Source organism: Actinoplanes cyaneus (assembly GCF_016862095.1).
In the GTDB taxonomy this organism is placed as follows: domain Bacteria; phylum Actinomycetota; class Actinomycetes; order Mycobacteriales; family Micromonosporaceae; genus Actinoplanes; species Actinoplanes cyaneus.
Map to the genome: position 1 here is coordinate 1 of NZ_BOMH01000003.1, position 21,983 is coordinate 21,983.

Genomic DNA, 21,983 nt, shown 5'->3' on the forward strand with positions numbered 1-21,983 from the left:
GAACGCGAAGCCCTCCAGGGCGACCTCCCTGGAGGGGCACGGTCAGAGCACAAGAAACCCGCGCAATGGTCCCGCCCGGGCGAACGCCCGCCCGTGAACCCCCGCAACGCCTCACGTCGTGCGACCGCCCGGCGCGTGAACCCCCGCGAGGTCCGCGCCGGGCCGGGCTCGCCGCGCGCCTCACGCTCGCGGCTGGTGCTCATGGTCGTTATGAGGCACGAATAACGACCATGAGCACCAGCCGGACAACCGCGCCCCGTGCCCCGCCCCGGCCCGGTGGCCGCCGGGCCTCGCGCGAGGTCCAGCACGGTCCGGGCCGGCACGCGACTCCGGGTCCGGGCTGGGCGTCACGGTGGTCATCCGTGCCGGATGACCACCGTGAGGCCCAGCCGGTCACCGCGAGACGCATCGCGCCGGAGGTGATCACCGGGCGGGTCAGAGGGCGGCGACGGCTTCCACCTCGAGGAGGAACTCCGGGCGGAGCAGGCCGGCCACCCGGATCAGGGTGCTGGTCGGCGGCGCGGCGACGTTCACGAACTCGTCCCGCACCGCCCGGACCACCGGCAGCTCGTCGGTGCCGACCACGTAGAACGTCAGCTTCACCACGTGCTCCCAGCTCGCCCCGGCTGTCTCCAGCGCGGCGCCCAGATTGCGGAACACCTGGCGGGTCTGTTCCTCCCAGCCGGACGGCACCACGCCGTCCGGCCCGGCGGCGACCTGCCCGGACGTCCACACCAGACGGGCGCCCGAGTCGATGGTCACGACGTTGCTGTACCCGTTCGGTGAACACTCACCGGGGAAGTCGAAGGGGACCATGAGCCCACCCTACGGACCCTCCACGGCTTGCGGGGAGACAGCACCGCACGCGTCATCACGAGCAGGCAGAGCGTGCCGTTGAGGAAGGACGACACCACGTCGCTGGGGTGGTGCATGCCGCGGTAGAGCCGGCCCAGCGCCACGGCCACCGGCACCAGCACGAGCAGCCAGCACAGCGCCTTCAACCAGCCCGGCCGGGCCAGGGACGCCAGCAGCACCGCGAGTCCGACGTAGAGCGCGAACGCCGCCGAGGTGTGCCCGGACGGGAAGCTCGACGTGGGCGGGGACGCGTCGAGGCGCTGCACGTCCGGGCGCTGCCGGTCGATGGCGAGCGTGGTGAAGAAGAAGACCAGCGCCTGCGCGATCACCACGAGGCACAGGAAGATCGACTCCCGCCAGCGGTGCAGGGTCAGCCGGAGGACGACGGCCATCACCGCGGTCACGACGATGACCGACGACGTGTTCCCGATGAAACTGAACCACCAGGACACCTCGGTCTCGTCACCGGTCCGGTGACCGGCGAAGTACCGATTGACGCCGTCCTCGACGCGGAACGGCCAGTCATGCTCGAACACGTGCGTGACCAGCAGCCCGATCCCGATCATCAGCACCAGGATCGCGGCAACCGGGAGAACGATGCGCGTGAACGCCTGTTTAACGAATGTGGGCACGGCCGCTCTCTACCCGAACGCGGCGTCCTTGGAACACTGCCACGGTGATCGCGGGCACGGCCAGCCCCAGCAGCAGCCCCGCCACGACGTCACTGATCCAGTGAACACCGAGGACAACCCGCGCGTACGCCGTGATCAGCGGCACGACCACACCCGCCGCGACGAGGGCGGCGCGCGTGATCCGCCCGCGGGTGCGGGGCAGCAGCACCAGCAGGAGCACCGCGGTGCCGAGGGCCGCGTTCAGTGCGTGCCCGGACGGGAAGGAGTAGCCGGTCGCCCGCGCCACCGGGTCCAGGAAGTCCGGCCGGTGCACCCCGAACAGCAGCTTCAGCACCCCGCCGAGCACTCCCCCGCCGGCCATCGTCGCCACCACCCACCACGCGAGCATGGTCTCCCGCCGCCGGGCGAGCCAGATCGCCAGCACCAGCGCCGCGAGCCGGAACGTGTTCGGATGCAGCAGCAGACTCCACCACAGCATCGCGTCGGTCAGCCCCGGATGCGCTGACGCCGACTCGTGCAGCCGGTCGGCGACGCGCTCGTCCAAGTCGTGCAGCGCGCCGGCCCGGCCCACCACGAGCCCCGCGATCACGCCGAACGGCACGAGCGACGCCACCGCGGCCACGGCGGCTCGGGTCGTGCGTACCCCGAGAGAGATCCGGGCCCCGAGAGAGATCCGTGACCCGGGAGAGTTCTGTGCCCCGGGAGAGTTCTGCCGCATCCGCGGCTCTATACCCGGCGTCCCCGCCACGATGCATGGCGGGGACGACTCGGGCGCCGGGTCAGCGGGCGGCGTGCTGGCGAGCGGCCTCGTCGGCGGCCTTGTGGGCGGCGGCCTTCATCTCGGCAGCGACGTCGGCGAACTGGTCCAGTGCCGGGTTCTGGCCGACCAGCGTGAACTCGCGCTCGACCACGATGAGGTCGGCTCCCCAGATGTCGCCGACGACGCGGCGGAGGTAGTCGGTGTTGTGGTCCCAGCCCTCGCGCGGGGTGCCCGGGCCGTACGACCCGCCGCGGGTGGTGACGACGATGACCGGCTTGCCGTCGAGGTACTTCTCGCCGTTCTCGCCACCGGCCATGGCCAGGTCGAACCAGGTCTTGACGTGCTGCGAGACGCCGTAGTTGTAGAACGGCAGGGCGAGGATCGCGCCGTCGGCGTCGCGCAGCTCGGCGGCGAGCTCGGCGGCCAGGGCGACGGCCTGCTTCTGCGCGTCGGTGCGGTCGGCCTCGGGGACCCAGCCGGCGGTGGCGGCCAGCTGCCAGGCGTTGGACGGCAGCGGCTCGTTGCCGATGTGCCGGCGGACGATCTTGGTGTCCGGCGCGGTCTCGAGCCAGGCGGCCTCGGCGATGTCGGCGAGCGCGCTGCTCGCGGAGTTCGGGCCGAGGATGCTGGCGTCGATACGAAGAATAGCCATCGGTACTGCTCCCGTTGCATTCGGACTTGAACCGTCAACTCAAGGTAGGCCCCCATGACTTGAACCGTCAAGTCGCATGAGTTGACGGTTCACGTTGAATGGGTCACTCGGAAAGTCGCCCCGCCACGCTAAGGTGGTCGCCATGCACACCGAGGAGCCGCACTGGCTGGACGCCGACGAGAGCGCCGCCTGGCTGGCCCTGCACCGCATGTTCGTCAGGCTCCCGGCGGCACTCGACGCCGACCTGCAGCGCAACGCCGACCTCTCGTTCTTCGAGTACCAGGTGCTCGCCGGTCTCTCCATGAAACCGGACCGCAAGATCCGGATGAGCGACCTCGCCGAGTTCAGCGCCAGCTCGCTGTCCCGGCTCTCGCACACCGCCCGCCGCCTGGAGTCCAAGGGTTGGCTCTACCGCACACCCGACCCGACCGACGGGCGCTACACCCTCGCGGTGCTCACCGACGCCGGGTGGGACAAGGTGGTGGCCACCGCGCCCGGGCACGTCGCCGAGGTGCGCCGGCTGCTGATCGACGCGCTCACCAAGACGCAGCACAAGCAGCTCAGGCAGATCAGCGAGCGGGTCAACGAGGCGATCGGCACCGAGCCCTGCCTGGGCGAGCACAGCAAGGGTCAGTGCTAGGCGACCCTCCCGCTCGGCGGTTACCGGGGAGTAGGGTTCCGGCGTGACCCACGAGGTGTTCAATCAGGCGCCCCCGCTGATCGGATTCGACGTCGCCGCCGACGCCGCGCTCCTCGCGGCGCTGGAGCGCGAGGGCGCCGGCTGGGCCGCCCCTGACCTGCACGAGCTGGGGCGGCGTGCGGGCAGCGCGGAGACCCAGCGCTGGGCCGAGGAGGCGAACCGGAACGAGCCGCGCCTGCTCACCCATGACCGGTACGGTCACCGGATCGACGAGGTCGACTTCCACCCGTCCTGGCACTCCCTGATGCGGGTCGCCGTCGAGGCGGGCCTGGCCGGGGCCGCGTGGGCCGATCCGCGGCCGGGCGCGCACGTGGCCCGGGCCGCCGGCTTCTTCGTCTGGTCGCAGGCCGAGGCGGGTCACGCGTGCCCGATCTCGATGACGTACGCCGTGGTCCCGGCCCTGCGCAACAACCCCGCGCTGGCCGCGGCCCACGAGCCGCTGCTCACCAGCCGCTCCTACGATCCGGGGCTGCGCACGCCCGCCACGAAGACCGGGCTGCTCGCCGGCATGGGCATGACCGAGAAGCAGGGCGGGTCGGACGTCCGGGCCAACACGACCAGGGCGGTTCCCGGCCCGGACGGGACCTGGCGCCTCACCGGTCACAAGTGGTTCACCAGCGCGCCGATGTGCGACCTGTTCCTGGTGCTCGCGCAGGCCCCGGGCGGCCTGTCGTGCTTCCTGGTCCCGCGGGTGCTGCCGGGCGGCGAGCGCAACACGTTCCGCATCCAGCGTCTCAAGGACAAGCTCGGCAACCGGAGCAACGCGTCCAGCGAGCCGGAGTTCGAGAACACCGTCGCCTGGCTGGTCGGCGCCGAGGGCCAGGGCGTCCGGACGATCATCGAGATGGTGTCGATGACCCGCCTGGACTGCGTGATCGGCTCGGCGTCCGGGATGCGCGCGGCGCTCGTGCAGGCGATCCACCACGCGCGGCACCGGTCCGCGTTCGGCGGGCCGCTGATCACCAAGCCGGCGATGAGCGCCGTGCTCGCCGACCTCGCGCTGGAGTCGGAGGCCGCGACCGTCCTCGCGATGCGGCTGGCCGGCGCGGTCGACCGGGCCGTCCGGGGGGACGCCGCCGAGCAGGCGTTCCGGCGGCTGGCGATCCCGGTCGGCAAGTTCTGGGTCTGCAAGCGGCAGCCGGTCGTCGTCGGCGAGGCCCTCGAATGCCTCGGCGGCAACGGCTACGTCGAGGACTCCGGGCTGCCGCGCCTCTACCGGGACGCGCCGCTCAACTCGATCTGGGAGGGCTCCGGCAACGTGCAGGCGCTCGACGTGCTGCGCGCGATCCAGAAGGCGCCGGAGAGCCTGGAGGCGTTCTTCACCGAGGTCGGCTCCGCGCCGCGGCTCGCCGGCGCGGTGCGGGACCTCAAGATCCAGTTCAAGGACCAGGACCATCTCGAGGTACGGGCGAGAAGGCTCGTCGAGCGCATGGCGCTCATGCTCCAGGCGTCCCTGCTCGTCCGGCACGCCCCGGCGGCCGTCGCCGACGCGTTCTGCGCGAGCCGCCTCGACGGGGACTGGGGTCACACGTTCGGCACCCTCCCGCCCGGAACCGACACCGCGGCGATCGTGGAACGCGCCGCCGCCTAATTTCTGGCCCGTCCGGACCGATGACAGGACGTGCGGAACAAGCGGCCCCGGCTGTGGGCGGTGTGGCTGGTCCTGGCGGCCGTCGCCGCGCTGTGCTTCCCGTTCCTGCCCGACGACACGCCGCCGACCAAGGTCTACGTCAACACCATCGGGGTCTCCTCGGTCCTGATGGCGTTCCTCGGCGTCCTGCGGAACCGGCCGGAGCACCGCGGGCCGTGGCTGCTGTTCGCGTCCGGCATGGCGCTGATGGTCTCCGGCGACATCACGTACGACATCACCGAACTGCGCCTCGGCGAGTACCCGTACCCGTCATGGGCCGACGCCCTGTATCTCTGCGCGTACCCGTTCCTGCTGGTCCCCGGCATGATCCGGCTCAGCCGCGGCAACCGGGACCGCGATCGGGGCGGCCTGATCGACGCGGCCGTGGTCTCCACCGGGATCGGCCTGATCTACTGGGTGTTCGTGGTCGGCCCCACCCTGGCCGACAACGGCACCCCTGTGCTGGACCGCTTCGTCACCATCGGGTACCCGCTCTGCGACGTGCTGCTGACCGCCGCCGTCGCGCGCATGTTCACCCGCCCGGAGAACCGCACCCCGAGCCTGCGGCTGCTCGGCCTCGGCTCGTGCATCATGCTGACCGGGGACCTGTTCTACACGACGGCGTCCAGCACCGCCGAGTACACGGGTGGCTTCGTGGACTCGGGCTTCCTGATGGCGTACATCTGCTGGGGTGCCTCGGCCCTTCACCCGAGCATGCGGCAGCGGCCGCAGACCGACCTCGACCCGCACCGGGTCGGTGGTCGCCGCCTCACCGTGCTCGCCGCCTGCACGCTGCTCGCGCCCGGCCTGCTCTTCCTGCAGGGCGTGCGGAACCCGGCGGAGATCGCCTGGGCCGGCATCGGCACCGGCGCCATGGTGCTGTTCCTGCTCGTCGTCGCCCGCACCTGGGGTTTCGTGAAGCAGGTGCAGCGGCAGGCCGGCCGGCTCGAGGACCTGGCCATGCACGACGAGCTGACCGGGCTCGCCAACCGGCGCGGCTTCGAGCGCCAGCTCACCACCGCGCTGGCGGCCGGCTCGCCGCACGTGCTCCTGCTCGACCTGAACGGCTTCAAGGCGGTCAACGACCGGTTCGGGCACGCGGTCGGCGACGAGCTGCTGGTGGTGATCGCGCACCGGATCGCCGGCACGCTGCCGCCCGACGCCATGGTCGCGCGGATGGGCGGCGACGAGTTCGCCGTCCTGCTGCCGGCCGGCTCCCAGGACCGGTGCGACGAGCTGGCCGACCGGTTGCACACGACGATCCGCTTCCCGGTGCACGCGGGCGGCCAGGACCTCCTGGTCGGCGCCAGCATCGGCATCACCGGCAGCGACGACCGGTGCGTCGACCAGGACGAGATGCTGCGCCGCGCCGACGTGGCGATGTACGCCGCGAAGGCCGCCGGCGGTCGCCGCCACCGCTGGTACGCCTCGGAGCTGGACTCGCAGGCCGGTGAGGAGGCCCGTCTCGGCGCCGACCTGCGCACCGCCCTGAGCACCGGCCAGTTCCACCTCGTCTACCAGCCGATCGTGGCGCTGCCGGCCGGTGACGTGGTGGGCGTGGAGAGCCTGGTCCGCTGGCGGCACCCGGACCGCGGCCCGGTCAGCCCGGCCGACTTCATCCCGGTCGCCGAGCGCAACGGACTGATCATCGAGCTGGGCCAGTGGATCCTGCGGACGGCGTGCGAGCAGTACCGCACGTGGCAGTCCCGCGGGGTGGCCCCGGCCCACGTCGGCGTGAACGTGTCCGCGCGCCAGCTCGCCGAGCCGGGCTTCGTCGACTCGGTGGCGGCGGTCCTGGCCGAGACCGGGATGAGCCCGCACGACCTCGTCGTCGAGATCACCGAGACCACGGTCTTCGGCGGCGGCGTCGCCGTCCGGGCCGTCCAGGAACTGCACGAGCTGGGCATCGCCATCGCCCTGGACGACTTCGGCACCGGCCACTCGTCGCTCGGCGTCCTCCAGGCCGTCCCCGTGAAGATCCTCAAGGTCGACAAGTCGTTCATCGACAACGTGACCGTTTCCGATCGGCACGCGGTGATCGCGTCCTCGCTGATCCAGCTCACCGGCGGCCTCGGCCTGATCGCGATCGCCGAGGGCGTGGAGACGGCCGAGCAGGCCGAGGCGCTGCACCGCCTCGGTTACCGCCGGGCCCAGGGCTACCACTTCGGGCGCCCGGTCGCCGACCCGTTCGCGCCGCGGTCAGACGTGGCCGCGCAGGTCGCGTACCGCGGCTAGCAACTCCTGCTGGGAGATCGGGTCGGCGGCGCCCGTCCGGGCCTCCTGCATCGCCTTGGTCATCTGGACGCGGCGCAGCACCTCCTTGATGTCGGCACCGGTCATGCCGGTGCTGGCCACGCCGAGCGCGGGCAGGTCCAGGTCCGGCGCGAACATCCGGAAGCCGCCGCGCTCGTGCGCCGCGGCCAGACCCTCGATCATCTTGCGGAAGATCTCGGCCCGGCTCACCTCGTCCGGCCGGGGCACGCTGATCTTGATGTCGAAGCGGCCGGAACGGATCAGCGACTCGTCGACCCGCTGCGGGAAGTTCGTGGTCGCCACCACGATCACGTTCGGGTTCGCCTCGAACAGGTCGTTCATCTCCTGCTTGAAGATGCCGGCCACCGCGTTGAGCGCCTGGCTGGCCGCGTCGCCGCCGGCCCCGGCGTAGCTGACGATCGAGTCGAACTCGTCGAAGAGCATCAGCGTCGGCACCCGGTAGCGCCGGGCGTCCCGGAAGATCTGCTTGATGTTGCGCTCCGAGCCGCCGAGCCACTTGTCCAGGATCTCCGGGGTGCGGATCTCCCGGAAGTCGGCGCCGATCTCGTTCGCCAGCGCACGGGACAGCATCGTCTTGCCGGTGCCCGGCGGCCCGTACATCAGGATGCCCTGCGGGCGGCGGGCGCCCCACCGCGCCATCGCCTCCGGATGCCGGAACGACACGGCGATCTGGCGCAGCTCGCCGACCAGATCCGCGAGCCCGCCGACCATGTCGAGCGTGACCTGCTGGGTGGTGACCGGCGCGGGCGGCGGTGTCGCCTCGCGGCTGAACACGTAGCGCCGGCCGCGCAGCGCCTCCGGCTCGGTCAGCTCGGTCACCGCCTGCAGGGTCAGCGTCACGAACGCCCGCAGATGGTTCGCGGTCGCCTCGTCGCGCGGCACCTCGGAGCGCAGCCGGATCACGTCCCCGTCCGCCTCGTGGGAGACCTCGGCCTGCAGGCCGACGCCGGCGTCCGCGAAGACTCCCGGTCCGCGGTGCGGCGCCGGGCCGCCCGCCTTGTCCAGACCCAGTTTGCGGTACGCCGCGGCGGCCGCCGACCCGACACCGTCGACGATCCGGGTCGCGACCGGGTCGCCCTCCGCGATGCGCTTCGAGAGGAGCACGCCGATCGGGTCGCGGCCCAGCACCAGCTTGCGCATCCGCTCGGTGCTCATCGGCTCGGCGCCGGCGTGGACGCGGGCGACGAACACGTGCATCGGGCCGGCCGTGGTGTCCAGGCTCGACACGGTCACCTCGACCCGCTGGACCGGCGAGGGCCAGTCCGCGTGGTGGACCAGCTCGACCGGGTTGACCCGCGCCGCGGCCAGGACCGTGGACGGGTCGACCAGGGAGACGGTGGCTCCGGCGTACTCAAAAATCTCGTCGTGCATGGATTTCCTCCGCTTTCCGACTTTCCCCAGAGTGACACGGCGGCGCTTCCACCCGGGCATTCATCTCGGCTAATCTGCGGACGCTGATCACCCTCGATGTCGTGGGCGCGGCCGGCGACCCCGGCGGCGGCTCACGGCCGTCGTAGTCGTCGAATGTGGAGGAAGAACGTTGCGGAAACGGACACTTGCCGTCCCACTCGCTGCCGCTCTCGTCGTCTCGCTGGTTCCCCAGCAGGCGAGCGCGGTGGACGAGGTCAGCACCAAGAAACTGCGCGACGCCGTGACGGTGGCCGGAATCCTCGGCCACGAGCGCGTCCTGCAGCGGATCGCGACCCAGAACGGCGGCACCCGCGCCTCCGGCACGTCGGGCTACGCGGCCAGCGCCGCGTACGTCTCGAGCGTGCTCAAGAAGGCCGGTTACAAGGTCACCGAGCAGAAGTTCACCTTCCCGTTCTACCGGGAGCTCACGCCGGCGCAACTCACCCGGGTCTCCCCGGCCGGGCCGGCCTACACCACTGTCACCTACGACTACTCGGCCAGCGGTGACGTGACCGGCCAGGTGGTTCCGGCGCTCAACAACGTGCTGCCGCCGACCCCGGAGCCGAGCTCGACCGCGGGGTGCGCCCCGGGCGACTTCGCGCCGGCCTCGGCGACCGCGCCGCAGATCGCCCTGATCCAGCGCGGTGGCTGCGACTTCGCGGTGAAGGCCGCGAACGCGGCTGCCGCCGGGTACGACGCGGCGATCATCTTCAACGAGGGCCAGCCCGGCCGGACCGAGCTGTTCCAGGGCACCCTGGGCGGGCCGGGCGCGATCCCGGTCGTCGGGCTGAGCTTCGAGGACGGCAGCGCGCTCGCCGCGCAGGCCGCGGCCGGCGTCGTGACCCTGCGGGTGCAGACCAGCACCGAGGTCAACGTGAACGCCACCACCAGCAACATCATCGCGGACTCCCCCGGCGGCAACCCGGACAAGGTCCTCGTCGTCGGCTCGCACCTGGACTCGGTCGTCGAAGGGCCGGGCATCAACGACAACGGCAGCGGCTCGGCCCAGAACCTGGAGATCGCCGTCCAGCTGGCCAAGCTGAAGATCAAGCCGCGGCAGAAGGTGCGCTTCGCGTTCTGGGGCGCCGAGGAGTCCGGGCTGCTCGGCTCCGAGCACTACGTGGCGAACCTGTCCGACACCGAGCTCACCACGATCTTCGCGAACCTGAACTTCGACATGGTGGGCTCGCCGAACTACGTCCGGTTCGTCTACGACGGTGACGGGTCGGCGACCGGGGCGTCCGGGCCGTACGGCTCGGACCAGATCGAGTCGCTGTTCACCAAGTACTTCGCGAACCAGGGGCTGGCGACCGACCCGACCGCGTTCGACGGGCGCAGCGACTACGGCCCGTTCATCGAGGCCGGCATCCCGGCCGGTGGCCTCTTCAGCGGCGCCGAGGGCGAGAAGACGCCGGAACAGGCCACCGTGTACGGCGGGGTGGCCGGAGCGCCGTACGACTCCTGCTACCACCAGGCCTGCGACGACATCAACAACCTCAACCCGACCGTGCTGTCCCAGCTCAGCGACGGTGCCGCGCACGCGGTGCTGACGCTGGCCCTGACCAAGACCGGCTTCTACCCGGACGGCAGCCTGCGCGCCGCCGCCCGGGCCGCCGCGCCGAAGCTCCCGTTCCAGGGCGACCACCTCGCCCGCTGACCCCTGTTCGCGGACCCGGCCCCCGTCACACCCGGCGGGGGCCGGCCCGCTTTCCCGGGGCGGCCAGCAGGATCACCGCGCCCGCGATCGCCGCCCCGATCACCGTCTCCGCCCCGCGGTCCCACAGCAGCTGGCCGATCGGCCGCGGCGCCGCCACCTGATTCATCAGCAGCGCCAGCGGCGTGATGAACACCATCGCCAGCCCGTAGTGCCGCCCGATCACCAGCTCCGCGCCGACCTGCAGGACCGCGAGGACCAGCACAGCCGGGTACGGGCCGAGGCCGAGCGCCAGCACCCCGGCCGCCACCGCCAGCCCTGCGAGAGTCCCGCCGATCCGGTGCGCGGCCCGCAGCAGCCGGGCGGATCGGCCGGGCACGCTCAGCGGGGCCACCGCCGCGACCGTCGCCCAGTAGGGGTGACCGATCCCGATCGCGGTGGCGAGAGCGCCGGAGACCCCGGCCGCCAGCCCGCACCAGGCCGCGTCCCGCACGTCCACCGCCCGCAGCCGGTGCCCCACGGGCCCGGCCGCGTCCCGCACGTCCACTGTCCGCCGCCGGTGCCCCACGGGCCCGGCCCCCGGCGGCCGGCCGAACCGGACATTGCCGATCAGGAGCGAGAAGACGGCACTGGCCAGGGCCACCCCCACGGCGAGGGGCACGTCGCGCACGTGGTGCGGGACCGACGCGACCGCACCGAAGGCGAACGTCAGGAACAGTGCACCGGGCGGATGCCACTGCTGCGCCGAGGCGACCGCCGTCCCACCCGCGGCGACCAGCCCGGCGACCGCGACGGCCGGCCAGTTCCGGACCTCGAGGGAGCCGATCAGCACGCCGAGCAGCACCGTGGTGACCAGGGCGGCGGCCGCGCCCGACTGCATCACCAGCCGCGCCCGTCCGGTCAGGTTACGGCCGTAGAGCGACGTGAACGCCCCGAACGCCGCGTACATCGACCACTCGGGCCGGCCCGCGACGAGCACGACCAGCAGCGGAACCGCGACACTCACCCCGGCCCGGAGCGCCGCCGGGCTCGCCGCGCGCAACGACGGCGGCATCAAGTTCAAGATCCTCATCCCGTACGCGCGATATGCCCGCCCGCCGGGCGCCTGCCGCGCCTTCCTTCCGGCCAGCGGAAACGTGACGCAGCTCGTAAAGAGGTCGCCGCCGGCGCCGGCAACCGCCAGGATTCCGGCATGGACGACATGACCACCGAGATCGTGACCTACTACGAGGACCGGTACGAGGAGGCGAGCCGCCTGGACCGCCGCCCCCAGGCACGGCTGGAACGGATCCGCACCCTCGAGCTGCTGCGGGAGCTGCTGCCCGCCGCGCCGGCGCGGATCCTCGACGTCGGCGGCGGCCCCGGGGCGTACGCCCGGGAGCTGATCAATGACGGTCACCACGTCCGCCTGGTCGACATCGTGCCCAGCCACGTCGAGCAGGCCCGCGCCGGCGAGCCGCCGATCGACGCGGTGGTCGGCGACGCGCGCGAGCTGCCCGAGCCGGACGCCTCCCACGACGCCACCCTGCTGCTCGGCCCGGTCTACCACCTGCACGAACGTGCCGACCGCGTGCGCGCCATCCGGGAGGCGGCCCGGGTGACCCGGCCCGGCGGCCCGGTCGTGGTCGCGGCGATCGGGCGCTTCGCCGGCCCCGTCGACTTCGCGGCGACCGCCCGCTTCGACGACCGCACGACCGCCGAGGCCCGCCGCCTGATCACCGACGGCGTCAACGACGCGTCGATCGGCTTCACGCACGCCTACTTCCACCGGGTCGCCGAGCTGCGCGACGAATGCCACGAGGCCGGCCTCACCGACGTGGTTATCCACGGCGTGGAGGGTCCCGCCTGGCCGGCGGCCGAGGCGGCGCGGACCGGCCCGGACGCCGGCCCGGTCTTCGACGCGGCGCTCCGGCTCGCCCGCGTCTACAGCGCGGAGCCCGACCTCGTCGGCGTCAGCGCCCACCTGCTCGCCATCGCGACGAAACGCCGGTAAGGCGTCACTGAACGTCCACGGCGTCGGCCCCCGCTTCGGGCCGGCCGGTCCGGTCCTGCGCCGGCGTCGCGGTCACCGCTGGTCGGCTGTTCCCGCATCTCCTCCTGCCGCGACAACGCGGAGGGCCGTCGCCAGCCAGTGCAGGTGCTCCGAGGAGTCCGGCACCCGGTGCTGCCCGCGGACACCGGCGACAAGCCGGAAGTACCTGTCCGCGTCCGCTTCGATCCCGGCATCCAGGGAGCGGAGCACAGCGGTCAGGTCCGCGGTGCCGAACAGGTCGGCCACCAGCTCGGCCGCGGCGGGCCCGTCCGGCCGGGCTCCGGCTCGGCGGGCGCCGTCGACGGCTTCGACCACCTGCCTGGTCCACCAGATGTTGGACCCGGGCGGCTTGGCCCGGCCGGGCGCGGGCGTGTTCAGTTCCAGGAAGACCCGCATCCGCGCGCGGAAGTCCGGGTCCTGGATCAGCTCGGCCAGTTCCACCCAGGCGTCCACCTGCTCAGGGGTGGGATCGTCGGGCAGCTCGATCCGCAACTGGCGCACCTTCTCCCGCACCGGCGGTTCCAGTCCGAGGCCGCCCATCACGTCCAGCTTGAAATCGTCGATGATCTGCATCCGTTCGGCGGCCGACAGCCGCGCCAATCGGTTCATCAGTGCTGTCTCCTCAGCGGTGGAATCACGTTTCGACACGGTCGACAACACCGCCCTGCTGACCTTGAGGGAACGGATCTGCGCGTCCAGCGCGGCCACATGCGCCTCGGCGACCTCGGCCACCGTGGCCCGGCCGTCGAGGACCCGGCGCACGTCGTCGAGCGCGAAGCCCAACTCCCGCAGCGTGCGGACGAGTTCGACGCGGGCCACACCCGCGCCGTCGTAGAGCCGGTATCCGCCGGCCGACCGGCCGGCCGGCGGGACCGCTCCCTCGTCCGACCAGAAGCGCAGGGTCCGCACGTCAATGCCGGTGCGGCGCGCGAGCTGGCCGATGGTGAGCAGGCCGGAGTCGTCGTCCATGGCTGAATCCTCGACGTTCCAGCCGCTGGAGAGTCAAGCCCCCGAATCGGATCACCGGCCGGCAGCTCGGACCGGAGTGAACGTCCAAACGGCGGTACTCCTCATCCGTGCCACCCACACCGCCGCGCCCGCGCCGCCCGCTCGGTAAGGGCGAGCTCCCCGGTTTCGGCCTGCTGCCGCTCCTTCCATCCCCGGACCACGGGGCACTTCGACCTGCTCCTTCACCGCGGACGAGCTGCCGCTGCTTCGGCGGAGGATTCCTGTCGACCGGGTCGTCACGACGGCCCCGTGCCGTCATCGAACGTGACAGTTCACCTCGACGTCGGCGAGACCAGCGGCCGGCACGATGACATCGCCCTCCGCCTGGCATAGCCCGGTGGGATTACCAGCCGGCGTTGCGGTGACCCGGTAAGTGCCGACCGGGACGGTCAGACTGAACCGTCCGTCCGCTCCTACGTCGACCGAGGTGACGACAACGCCCTCGGCGGACTGGAAGTGCACTGTTCCCGCGATGCTCCGAGGGCCGGCGCCTACCGGCCCGCCCACCTGGTGCAACGTCCCCGACACCGGGACGCTGGCCGTCGGCACGGCCACGGCCGGCTGACGGGCGGGGCCCTGCTGGCCCCGCGGGCCGAGGTTGTCAACCATCAATGCCGTACCCCCTGTCACGGCCGCGATGAGCACCACTACGCCGGCGGCCGTCCCGGAGCGCCGTCGCCTGTCCCTCGCCGCCAGCAGTTCGGCGAACTCCGGCGCTCGTGCCGGTTGCAGTCGTTGTGCCTCGGCCGCTAGCAGCTTGCTGATGTCAGACATGGAAGCTCTCCTCTCGGAGCAGGGGGCCCAGGACAGTGCGTGCCCGGCTCAACCGGGATTTCACGGTTCCAGCAGCGATCCTCAGCTCTTGGGCGATCTCGTCGGTGCCGAGTCCGAGCAGGTAATGCATGACCACTACCTGCCGCTGCCCGACCGGCATCCGCTGCAGTGCGCGGGCAATGTCGACGTGATCCGGCTCGGGTGCCGGTTCGACTGTTGGCGGCCCGTGGCGAAGGAGCACTTTCAACCCGTTGCGTGCATTACGCCGCCGGTTCGACAGCAGCCGTAGTGCCACCGTCCGCACCCAGACCTCGGGTGACTCGAGCTGCGATACGTGATCCCACCGATCGAACGCTTTCAAAAACGCTTCCTGCACGCAGTCCTCGGCGTCCGCCCTGCTGTCCGCAGCCAGTGCGACAGTGCCGACCAGCCGGGCATAGCAGTCGCGGAAGAGATCGGCGACGGCGTTCGAGGCTGTGGACGAGTGGCTCATGCCTTTAATCACCCCCCACTACACTCACTGGTTCCCTCCGATTTGCGGATCCTCTCCGCACCGACGCACCCCATACGTCGAGCCACTGTCGTGGGAGGTACCTCGGGCGGAGATGCACCTGCCGTTGATACCGGACCCTTGCTCTGCGGGTCGGGGGACGGGATCCTCGCGAGGCTTGGCGCCGGTGGCCTCGGCGACGGCGTCGACGTGGCGGCGCGAACTCCGGAGACGGACATGCCGGCGGCCGCGGCGAGGTCGCCAAGGGCGTAGGGGGCTGGACGAGCTCGCGGCGCGCAGGTCACGGACCACGGTGATGGCCGTCAGCGCGCGCCCGGATCATCGGCCCTCGTCGGACCCGCTCGTCGCATCGCCGCCGCAGGAGGCCGGCTCAGTCTCTGCCATGCATAGATGGTGGCGTATGGTGCACGGACAATGCGCTAGGTCCGGCCGCGGCGGCCTCGTCTGATGCCGCGGGCCGCGGGGATCCGGGCCACCAGGTGGTCCGGCCAGGTCACCTTCACGGTTCCCTGGGCCTCCCATTCGGCGGCCAGCTCGGTCAGGGTCCGCCCGGCCCGGCCGATGTGCTCGTCGGTCCACGGGAACGGGTCGGTTCCGAGGCTGTTCCAGGCGTTGCGGAGCAGGACCGGGAGGCGGTCGGCGGCCTCGTCCTCGACCGCGCGGTGGACCACCCCGGCCAGCAGCTCGGCCATGGTGAGTGTGGGCCGGTGCGTGTCGAGGATCCGCTTGCTGCGGGCGGCCGCGTCGTGCCGGGGTTTGCCGGCGACCACACGCATGGTGTCGAACACTCCGCCGGCGGCGATCGCGCCGAAGACGCCACCGGAGATCTCGAACTCACGCTCGGTGGCGAAGTGCGCGAGGTCGTGCGGGACGCGGAACTTGCGGTCGTTGCCGGGCAGCAGCAGGGACACCCCGTCGGCGCGGTGCACGGTGGCGACGGTCGTTCCGGTGGGCCCGCGGACGAACACGACGTGCATGGGCGCATCGTCGCACCGAACCCGTGAGTAGGGAACCGGGCGACCGTGCCTGCCCGGAACACGTGAGCCGGAACGAGCGACCGCGCCTGCCCCGAACGCGTGTGCCGGAACGGACGTCGCCCGGTGGCAGGATCGACGTCATGGCTACCGCATCGCGACACGTGACCGAGCACATCGAGCGCCCCGCCCAGGCCGTCTACGAGTACGCCCGCGACCCCGCCAACCTCGCGCACTGGGCGCCCGGCCTCGGTGGCTCCGTGCGGCAGGAGCAGGGACGCTGGTTCGTCGACGTGCCCGGTGGGGGCGGGCGCGCCGAGGTGGTGTTCACCGCGCGCAACGACCTGGGCGTGCTCGACCACGAGGTGCGTCTGCCCGGCGGCGTGGTCGTCCACGTCCCGTTCCGGGTGGTCGCCGACGGCGAGGGCGCGGAGGTGGTCTTCACCGTGCGGCGGGCGCCCGGCATGACCGACGACGAGTTCGACAGTGACGCCGCGGCGGTCGCCGCCGACCTGGCGACGCTGAAGCGGATCCTGGAGGAGCGGTCAGCCTAGGCGCTGCTCCAGCACCTGGCCGGGCCAGGTGGTGTCGCCCTGCGGGACGGTGAAGCTCTGCGTCGCGGTGAAGCCCTGGCGCTCGTAGTAACCGACGAGTGCCCGGTCGCCTCCGCCGTAGCAGTCGACGCGCATCACGCCGGCACCGGACGCGACGGCGAGCCGCCGGGCGTAGGCGAGCAACCGGCGGCCGAGGCCCTCACCGGCGTGATCCCGATCGGTCACCAGCAGCACGATGTAGAGCTCGGGCTCGGCCGCCGGCGACACGTACTCGGGCGGCTGGCCGACGCCGAGGGCGCCGATGACAGCGTCGCCGCGGACCGCGAGGTGCAGGCCCCCGTCGGCGGCGATTCCGGAGATGAGCGTGGTGAGGCGCCGGCTGTCGGAGAGCGGCTCGCTGCCCCACTGGCCGGTGCGCCCACGGGCGGTGAGCCAGGCCACCGCGCCGTCGAGCAGCGCCATCACGGCGGTGACGTCGTCAGGGCCGCCCCGCCGGATGTCCGTCCACTCTGTACTGTCACCCATCTTTCCCATTACACCCGGAAACGGTCCCGACGGGAAGAACCGCGGGTTCAGTGACAGTTGTCGCCGATGTCAAGAGCATGGTCGGGCTTCGCCAGCGAGTCCTGATCCTCGGTCTGCGTCACCGTCCCGCCGCCCTTCGGCGTGGGCGCGAGCAGGCCGCGGCGCGCCCCGTCGCAATCGAGCCAGGCGCCGTAGCTGTTCGCGGCGCCGACCCACATCCCCCGGTCGTCAGTCCGCAGATTCTTCGTCGCCGGGAAGTTCCAGACGATCTCGTCGTGCTTCACCGCGAGCGGCCGGTCGAGGAATTCGCCCTGGAACGCGTACACCCAGACGAAGTTCGTGGTCACCCGCAGGGTGTGGATGCCGTCGTCGACCACCGACTTGTACGTGATCCGCCCGCTGACGCGCGGCTGGTTGGCCGGGTCCAGCTTGACCTTGGGGTCGATCCAGGTCGCCACGCTGCCGAAATCGCCCGACGCGAACCACTTCGACACCTCGGTGCGGGAGGACGGCGCCAGCAGCGCGAGGAAATCGTCCGGCCGGTGGTCCACGGTCATGTCCTGGTCGAGCCGCCCCGCCACCAGTGCGTCGCGCACCCTCTTCAGCGCCGCGCCGACCTCGACCGCGGTGAACCCGGTGACCGCGGTGGCCTTCGGCAGCGTGATGCCCTGCGTCCCGATCGGATAGCTCGCGGCCGCGGTTCCGTCGAACGGGCCGGTCGGCTTCGCACTGGCCGACGTCGTCGCGGTCACGCCGTCGATCGTGGGGGCGGGCGCGGCGGCCGTCTTCCCCTCCGGCCACACCGAGCGGATCAGCGGGATCGCGGCCACGATCAGCGCCACGGCGACCCCGGCCATGACGACGTACCGGAGTTTCGCCGCGAAGCCGCCGAGACGCCGCTGACGCCGCACCTTGCGCTCGGTCTTGCGGGCCCAGTCCTCGAGACTCGCCAGAGGATCGCTGTCGTCATGCTGATTCATATTGTTGTTTCCCCGTGTCACACGTACGCCCGAGCGATCTCAGTATGGACGACCGATCGATCGAGCGGAATGCACGCTCAGCGACCGGCTTCGATCATGTGATCGCGCCCTCCCGGCGGGGAACGTGGAGCTGCGGAAATGTCGCCGCGCGGCCTTGCTCCGTACGCCTTCCCTCCACCAAGCCTGCCCATGATCCACCAGCGTGGGCCGGTCACGGCGCCGCAGAAGGAGGAACACAGTGCGTACGCTCCATCGCTCGGTCGCCGTCGCCGTGGCGGCCGTCACCATGACCGCGGTCGCCGCCTGCTCGCCGCCCGAGAAGAAGTCGGACGACGCCGGGAGCGGCGGATCCGGTGCCGCCACCGCGACCAGCGCCCAGGACCTGGGTGGCATGGACGCACTGGTCGCCGCGGCCAAGAAGGAGGGTGCGCTGAACGTGATCGCGCTCCCGCCGACGTGGGCGAACTACGGCGAGATCATCAAGGCGTTCGGCGACAAGTACGGCATCAAGGTGAACTCCGCGCAGCCGGACGGCTCCAGCCAGGACGAGATCAACGCCGCGGACCAGCTCAAGGGTCAGGACACTGCGCCGGACGTGTTCGACCTCGGCGGCTCGGTGGCCACCGCGAACACCGCGAAGTTCGCCCCGTACAAGGTCGCCACGTGGGGCGACATCGCCGACGGGCAGAAGGAGGCCACCGGTCTCTACGTGAACGACTACGGCGGCTACATGTCGATCGGGTACGACAGCGCCAAGGTCCCCGCACCCACGAGCGTGGCCGACCTGCTGAAGCCCGAGTACAAGGGCAAGGTCGCGCTCAACGGCGACCCGACCCAGGCCGGTTCCGCGTTCGGCGCCGTGCAGGCCGTCTCGATCGCGCAGGGCGGCACCGCCGAGGACATCGCGAAGGGCGTCGACTTCTTCGGCCAGCTGAAGAAGGCCGGCAACTTCCTCCCGGTCGACCCGACCGACGCGACCATCCAGTCCGGCCAGACCCCGGTCGTCTTCGACTGGGACTACCTGAACGCCGCGCAGACCGCCAAGGTCCCGACCTGGAAGGTCGTCGTCCCGGCGAACGCCGTGCTCGGCTCGTACTACAACCAGGCGATCAACAAGGGCGCCCCGCACCCGGCCGCCGCGCGCCTGTGGGAGGAGTTCCTCTTCTCCGACGAGGGCCAGAACCTGTGGCTCTCCGGTGGCGCCCGCCCGGTCCGCGCCGAGGCCATGAACAAGGCCGGCGCGATCGACAAGACCGCTTTCGCGGCGCTGCCCGCGGTCTCCGGCACCCCGGTCTTCCCGACCGAGGAGCAGACCAAGAAGGCGAAGGACTACCTGACCGCGAACTGGGCCAAGACTGTTGGCTGAGATCGCCGGAACCGCCCCGCGGCGCGTGTCCTCCGGGGCACGCCTGCGGGGCGCCGCCTCCCTGCTCGGCACGGTCCCGTTCTTCGCCTACGTGACGATCTTCCTGATCATCCCCACCCTGGTGGTCGCGATCGGGGCGTTCACCGGCGACGGCGGCCACGGCTTCACCCTGGACAACCTCGGTGCCCTCGGTGACGCGTACATCCTCGCGGCCTTCGGCCGATCGGTGGTGCTCTCCGCTCTCAGCGCGCTCTTCGGCGCGGTTCTGGGAGGCCTGCTGGCGTACGCCGTGAGCACCGCCAGGCCCGATGGCCTCCTGCGTCGCGTGGTGACCGCCCTCTCCGGCGTGCTCGCCCAGTTCGGCGGCGTCACGCTGGCGTTCGCGTTCCTGGCGACCATCGGTCTCTCCGGTTTCGTGACGGTGTGGTTGCAGGACCACACCGGGGTGAACATCTTCGAGAACGGCGTGTGGCTGTTCGAGCTGCCCGGGCTGGTGCTGGTCTACACGTACTTCCAGATCCCGCTGATGGTGATCGTGTTCCTGCCCGCGCTCGACGGCCTCCGCCCGCAGTGGCGGGAGGCGACCGAGAGCCTCGGCGGCACCACCCGGGAGTACTGGACCCGGGTGGCCGGCCCGCTGCTCGCCCCGGCCTTCCTCGGCTCCGCGCTGCTGCTCTTCGCCAACGCCTTCTCCGCGTACGCGACAGCGGCCGCCCTGGTCAGCCAGGGCAGCCCGATCATCCCGTTGCAGATCCGGGGTGCGCTGACCAGCGAGGTGGTGCTGGGTCAGGCGAACGTCGGCAAGGCCATGGCGCTCGGCATGGTCGTCGTCGTCGCGATCGTGATGACGCTCTACTCCCTGCTGCAGAAGAGGACGTCGAAGTGGCTGGGGTGATCGCCCGCCGAGCGCGCAGGCAGCGCGCCTTCCGCTGGGCCGTGCTGGTCGTGCTCGGCGTCTTCTTCGCGCTGCCGATGGCGGCCATGGTCGAGTTCAGCACCCGTACGCCGGGCACCTGGTCGTTGCTGGCGAACTGGTCGCGGCTCGACGAGACGTACCCGGCCCTGGCCGAGGGCATCGTCGCGTCGCTGGAACAGGCCGCGCTCACCGCGCTGCTGATGCTGGTGCTGCTGGTGCCGACGGCGATCTGGGTGCGGCTGCGGCTGCCGCGGATCCGCCGGCTCGTCGAGTTCCTGTGCCTGCTGCCACTGACCATCCCGGCGATCGTGCTGGTGGTCGGGCTCGCGCCGGTGTACGCGTGGGTCAACTACCTGGTCGGCGGGTCCGCACTGACGCTCGTGTTCGCGTACACCATCCTGGTCCTGCCCTATGCCTATCGCGCGATCGACGCGGGACTGTCGGCCATCGACGTGACGACCCTCGCGGAGGCCGCCCGCGGTCTCGGCGCGGGCTGGCTCACGGTGATGTGGCGGGTGGTGCTGCCGAACATCCGCTCGGCGGTGCTCTCCGCGGCGTTCCTGACCGTGGCGCTGGTGCTCGGCGAGTTCACCGTCGCGTCGCTGCTGCACCGCACGAACCTGCAGGTCGCCATCGAGTTCCTGGGCAAGAGCAGCGCCACCGTGTCGGTCGCGGTCTCGCTGACCGCGCTGCTGCTCGCGTTCGTCCTGCTCCTGTTGCTCTCCCTGGCCGGTTCCTCTCGAAGGGCGAAGAAATGAGCGGCGTAGCCGTCCACCTCAAAGGCCTCCGCCGTACGTTCGGCAGTGTGCACGCCCTCGACGACCTGGATCTGCGGATCGCGCCGGGCGAGTTCATCGCGCTGCTGGGCCCGTCCGGCTGCGGCAAGACCACCGCGCTGCGGGTGCTCGCCGGGTTGGAGGAGTCGGACTCCGGGCAGGTCCTGGTCGACGGCAAGGACGTCACCCGGCTGCCGGCCAACAAGCGGGACATGGGCATGGTGTTCCAGGCGTACAGCCTGTTCCCGCACCTGACCGCGCTGCAGAACGTCGAGTTCGGCCTGCGCCTGCGTGGTCGCAGGAAAGCGGCCGGGCGCGCCCGGGAGATGCTCGACCTGGTCGGGCTCTCGACGCACGCGAACCGGTACGCCGATCAGCTCTCCGGCGGCCAGCAGCAGCGGGTCGCACTGGCCCGGGCCCTGGCGATCGAGCCCACAGTGCTCCTGCTCGACGAGCCGCTCTCCGCCCTGGACGCCAAGGTGCGGGTGCAGCTGCGCGACGAGATCCGCCGGATCCAGACCGACGTCGGCACGACCACCCTGTTCGTCACGCACGACCAGGAGGAGGCGCTCGCCGTCGCGGACCGGGTCGGCGTGATGAAGGCCGGCAGATTGGAGCAGCTCGCCGCTCCGGCCGAGGTCTATCTGCGCCCGGCGACCGCGTTCGTGGCCGATTTCGTCGGTCTGAGCAACCGGCTGCCCGGCACTGTCGACGGCGATCGGATCGAGGTGCTGGGCAGCAGGCTCCCGCTGGTCGCACCGCACCCGGGTGGGGCCGCCACGGCGCTGGTCCGGCCCGAGTCGGTCGGCGTCGTGCCTGATCCGGACGGTCCGGGGCGTGTGCTGACGGCCAGCTTCCTCGGCCCGACGAGCCGGGTCACGGTCACCGTCGGTGATCAACTGGTGGTCGCCCAGGTGTCCGGAGGCGAGTTGCCCGACCTGACCCCGGGCACCGCGGTGCGCCTGGAGCTGCGTCCGGTCCCGGTCGCGACGGAATGAAT

Annotated in this window: 22 protein-coding genes; 10 read left to right on the top strand and 12 right to left on the bottom strand. The window is 71.6% G+C overall.

What is annotated here, in order from left to right:
* Nucleotides 1–435: 435 nt before the first annotated feature.
* The 4 genes from Acy02nite_RS02510 to Acy02nite_RS02525 form a co-directional block, all read right to left on the bottom strand.
* Nucleotides 436–762, bottom strand: a complete 327-nt coding sequence (locus tag Acy02nite_RS02510) for a RidA family protein (protein ID WP_239174102.1) — start codon at nucleotides 760–762, stop codon at nucleotides 436–438.
* On the bottom strand, nucleotides 759–1,487 hold the full coding sequence (locus tag Acy02nite_RS02515) for a phosphatase PAP2 family protein (RefSeq protein WP_239174104.1): 729 nt from the start codon (nucleotides 1,485–1,487) through the stop codon (nucleotides 759–761). Before Acy02nite_RS02515 ends, Acy02nite_RS02510 begins: the two co-directional genes overlap by 4 nt.
* Complete coding sequence (locus Acy02nite_RS02520; protein WP_203738123.1) at nucleotides 1,471–2,205, bottom strand: phosphatase PAP2 family protein; 735 nt, start codon at nucleotides 2,203–2,205, stop codon at nucleotides 1,471–1,473. Before Acy02nite_RS02520 ends, Acy02nite_RS02515 begins: the two co-directional genes overlap by 17 nt.
* 61 nt (nucleotides 2,206–2,266) lie before the next feature.
* Nucleotides 2,267–2,899 (bottom strand): FMN-dependent NADH-azoreductase, encoded by a 633-nt coding sequence (locus Acy02nite_RS02525; RefSeq protein WP_203738124.1) that lies wholly within the window; start codon nucleotides 2,897–2,899, stop codon nucleotides 2,267–2,269.
* A 142-nt stretch (nucleotides 2,900–3,041) separates the two neighbouring features.
* On the opposite strand from Acy02nite_RS02525, the gene Acy02nite_RS02530 reads away from it, so the two are divergent.
* From Acy02nite_RS02530 to Acy02nite_RS02540, 3 genes are read left to right on the top strand one after another with little or no spacing between them, the layout of a single operon-like run.
* On the top strand, nucleotides 3,042–3,539 hold the full coding sequence (locus Acy02nite_RS02530) for a MarR family winged helix-turn-helix transcriptional regulator (RefSeq protein ID WP_203738125.1): 498 nt from the start codon (nucleotides 3,042–3,044) through the stop codon (nucleotides 3,537–3,539).
* Nucleotides 3,540–3,582: 43 nt separating this feature from the next.
* The gene (locus Acy02nite_RS02535) at nucleotides 3,583–5,190 is read left to right on the top strand and encodes an acyl-CoA dehydrogenase family protein (protein ID WP_203738126.1); all 1,608 of its coding nucleotides are present in this window, start codon (nucleotides 3,583–3,585) and stop codon (nucleotides 5,188–5,190) included.
* Between the two features lie 30 nt (nucleotides 5,191–5,220).
* Nucleotides 5,221–7,464, top strand: coding sequence for a putative bifunctional diguanylate cyclase/phosphodiesterase (locus Acy02nite_RS02540; RefSeq protein WP_239174106.1), 2,244 nt, complete (start codon nucleotides 5,221–5,223; stop codon nucleotides 7,462–7,464).
* Here the strand turns inward: Acy02nite_RS02540 and Acy02nite_RS02545 are convergent.
* The gene (locus Acy02nite_RS02545) at nucleotides 7,429–8,874 is read right to left on the bottom strand and encodes an ATP-binding protein (protein ID WP_203738127.1); all 1,446 of its coding nucleotides are present in this window, start codon (nucleotides 8,872–8,874) and stop codon (nucleotides 7,429–7,431) included. The genes Acy02nite_RS02540 and Acy02nite_RS02545 overlap by 36 nt on opposite strands.
* Nucleotides 8,875–9,043: 169 nt before the next feature.
* Between Acy02nite_RS02545 and Acy02nite_RS02550 the strand changes: the two genes are divergently transcribed.
* Nucleotides 9,044–10,570: a M28 family metallopeptidase gene (locus tag Acy02nite_RS02550; protein WP_203738128.1), complete on the top strand. Its 1,527-nt coding sequence runs from the start codon at nucleotides 9,044–9,046 to the stop codon at nucleotides 10,568–10,570.
* A 25-nt stretch (nucleotides 10,571–10,595) separates the two neighbouring features.
* Here Acy02nite_RS02550 and Acy02nite_RS02555 read toward each other — a convergent pair whose 3' ends face one another.
* Nucleotides 10,596–11,621, bottom strand: coding sequence for an FUSC family protein (locus tag Acy02nite_RS02555; RefSeq protein ID WP_203738129.1), 1,026 nt, complete (start codon nucleotides 11,619–11,621; stop codon nucleotides 10,596–10,598).
* Between the two features lie 138 nt (nucleotides 11,622–11,759).
* On the opposite strand from Acy02nite_RS02555, the gene Acy02nite_RS02560 reads away from it, so the two are divergent.
* Nucleotides 11,760–12,560, top strand: a complete 801-nt coding sequence (locus Acy02nite_RS02560; protein WP_203738130.1) for a class I SAM-dependent methyltransferase — start codon at nucleotides 11,760–11,762, stop codon at nucleotides 12,558–12,560.
* Nucleotides 12,561–12,632: 72 nt separating this feature from the next.
* On the opposite strand, the gene Acy02nite_RS02565 is transcribed toward Acy02nite_RS02560, so the two are convergent.
* From Acy02nite_RS02565 to Acy02nite_RS02580, 4 genes are all read right to left on the bottom strand, one after another.
* The gene (locus Acy02nite_RS02565; protein ID WP_203738131.1) at nucleotides 12,633–13,568 is read right to left on the bottom strand and encodes a helix-turn-helix domain-containing protein; all 936 of its coding nucleotides are present in this window, start codon (nucleotides 13,566–13,568) and stop codon (nucleotides 12,633–12,635) included.
* A gap of 294 nt (nucleotides 13,569–13,862) precedes the next feature.
* Nucleotides 13,863–14,381, bottom strand: a complete 519-nt coding sequence (locus tag Acy02nite_RS02570) for a hypothetical protein (RefSeq protein ID WP_203738132.1) — start codon at nucleotides 14,379–14,381, stop codon at nucleotides 13,863–13,865.
* Nucleotides 14,374–14,874 (bottom strand): RNA polymerase sigma factor, encoded by a 501-nt coding sequence (locus Acy02nite_RS02575; RefSeq protein WP_203738133.1) that lies wholly within the window; start codon nucleotides 14,872–14,874, stop codon nucleotides 14,374–14,376. Before Acy02nite_RS02575 ends, Acy02nite_RS02570 begins: the two co-directional genes overlap by 8 nt.
* Nucleotides 14,875–15,311: 437 nt before the next feature.
* Nucleotides 15,312–15,869, bottom strand: coding sequence for a hypothetical protein (locus Acy02nite_RS02580; protein WP_203738134.1), 558 nt, complete (start codon nucleotides 15,867–15,869; stop codon nucleotides 15,312–15,314).
* 140 nt (nucleotides 15,870–16,009) lie between these two features.
* Here Acy02nite_RS02580 and Acy02nite_RS02585 point away from each other — a divergent pair, with 140 nt between their 5' ends.
* Nucleotides 16,010–16,420 carry an SRPBCC family protein gene (locus Acy02nite_RS02585; protein ID WP_203738135.1) on the top strand — a complete coding sequence of 137 codons (411 nt, stop codon included), beginning with the start codon at nucleotides 16,010–16,012 and terminating at the stop codon, nucleotides 16,418–16,420.
* Here the strand turns inward: Acy02nite_RS02585 and Acy02nite_RS02590 are convergent.
* Both Acy02nite_RS02590 and Acy02nite_RS02595 read right to left on the bottom strand, forming a co-directional pair.
* Complete coding sequence (locus tag Acy02nite_RS02590) at nucleotides 16,412–16,945, bottom strand: GNAT family N-acetyltransferase (RefSeq protein WP_203738136.1); 534 nt, start codon at nucleotides 16,943–16,945, stop codon at nucleotides 16,412–16,414. The genes Acy02nite_RS02585 and Acy02nite_RS02590 overlap by 9 nt on opposite strands.
* A gap of 47 nt (nucleotides 16,946–16,992) precedes the next feature.
* A complete protein-coding gene (locus Acy02nite_RS02595; RefSeq protein ID WP_203738137.1) occupies nucleotides 16,993–17,925 on the bottom strand; it encodes a hypothetical protein in 933 nt (310 codons plus the stop codon).
* Between the two features lie 238 nt (nucleotides 17,926–18,163).
* On the opposite strand from Acy02nite_RS02595, the gene Acy02nite_RS02600 reads away from it, so the two are divergent.
* From Acy02nite_RS02600 to Acy02nite_RS02615, 4 genes are read left to right on the top strand one after another with little or no spacing between them, the layout of a single operon-like run.
* A complete protein-coding gene (locus tag Acy02nite_RS02600; protein ID WP_239174108.1) occupies nucleotides 18,164–19,291 on the top strand; it encodes an ABC transporter substrate-binding protein in 1,128 nt (375 codons plus the stop codon).
* Nucleotides 19,284–20,186: an ABC transporter permease gene (locus Acy02nite_RS02605; protein WP_203738138.1), complete on the top strand. Its 903-nt coding sequence runs from the start codon at nucleotides 19,284–19,286 to the stop codon at nucleotides 20,184–20,186. Before Acy02nite_RS02600 ends, Acy02nite_RS02605 begins: the two co-directional genes overlap by 8 nt.
* Nucleotides 20,174–20,965: an ABC transporter permease gene (locus tag Acy02nite_RS02610; RefSeq protein ID WP_239174110.1), complete on the top strand. Its 792-nt coding sequence runs from the start codon at nucleotides 20,174–20,176 to the stop codon at nucleotides 20,963–20,965. Before Acy02nite_RS02605 ends, Acy02nite_RS02610 begins: the two co-directional genes overlap by 13 nt.
* Nucleotides 20,962–21,981 (top strand): ABC transporter ATP-binding protein, encoded by a 1,020-nt coding sequence (locus tag Acy02nite_RS02615; protein ID WP_203738139.1) that lies wholly within the window; start codon nucleotides 20,962–20,964, stop codon nucleotides 21,979–21,981. Before Acy02nite_RS02610 ends, Acy02nite_RS02615 begins: the two co-directional genes overlap by 4 nt.
* Nucleotides 21,982–21,983: the final 2 nt, after the last annotated feature.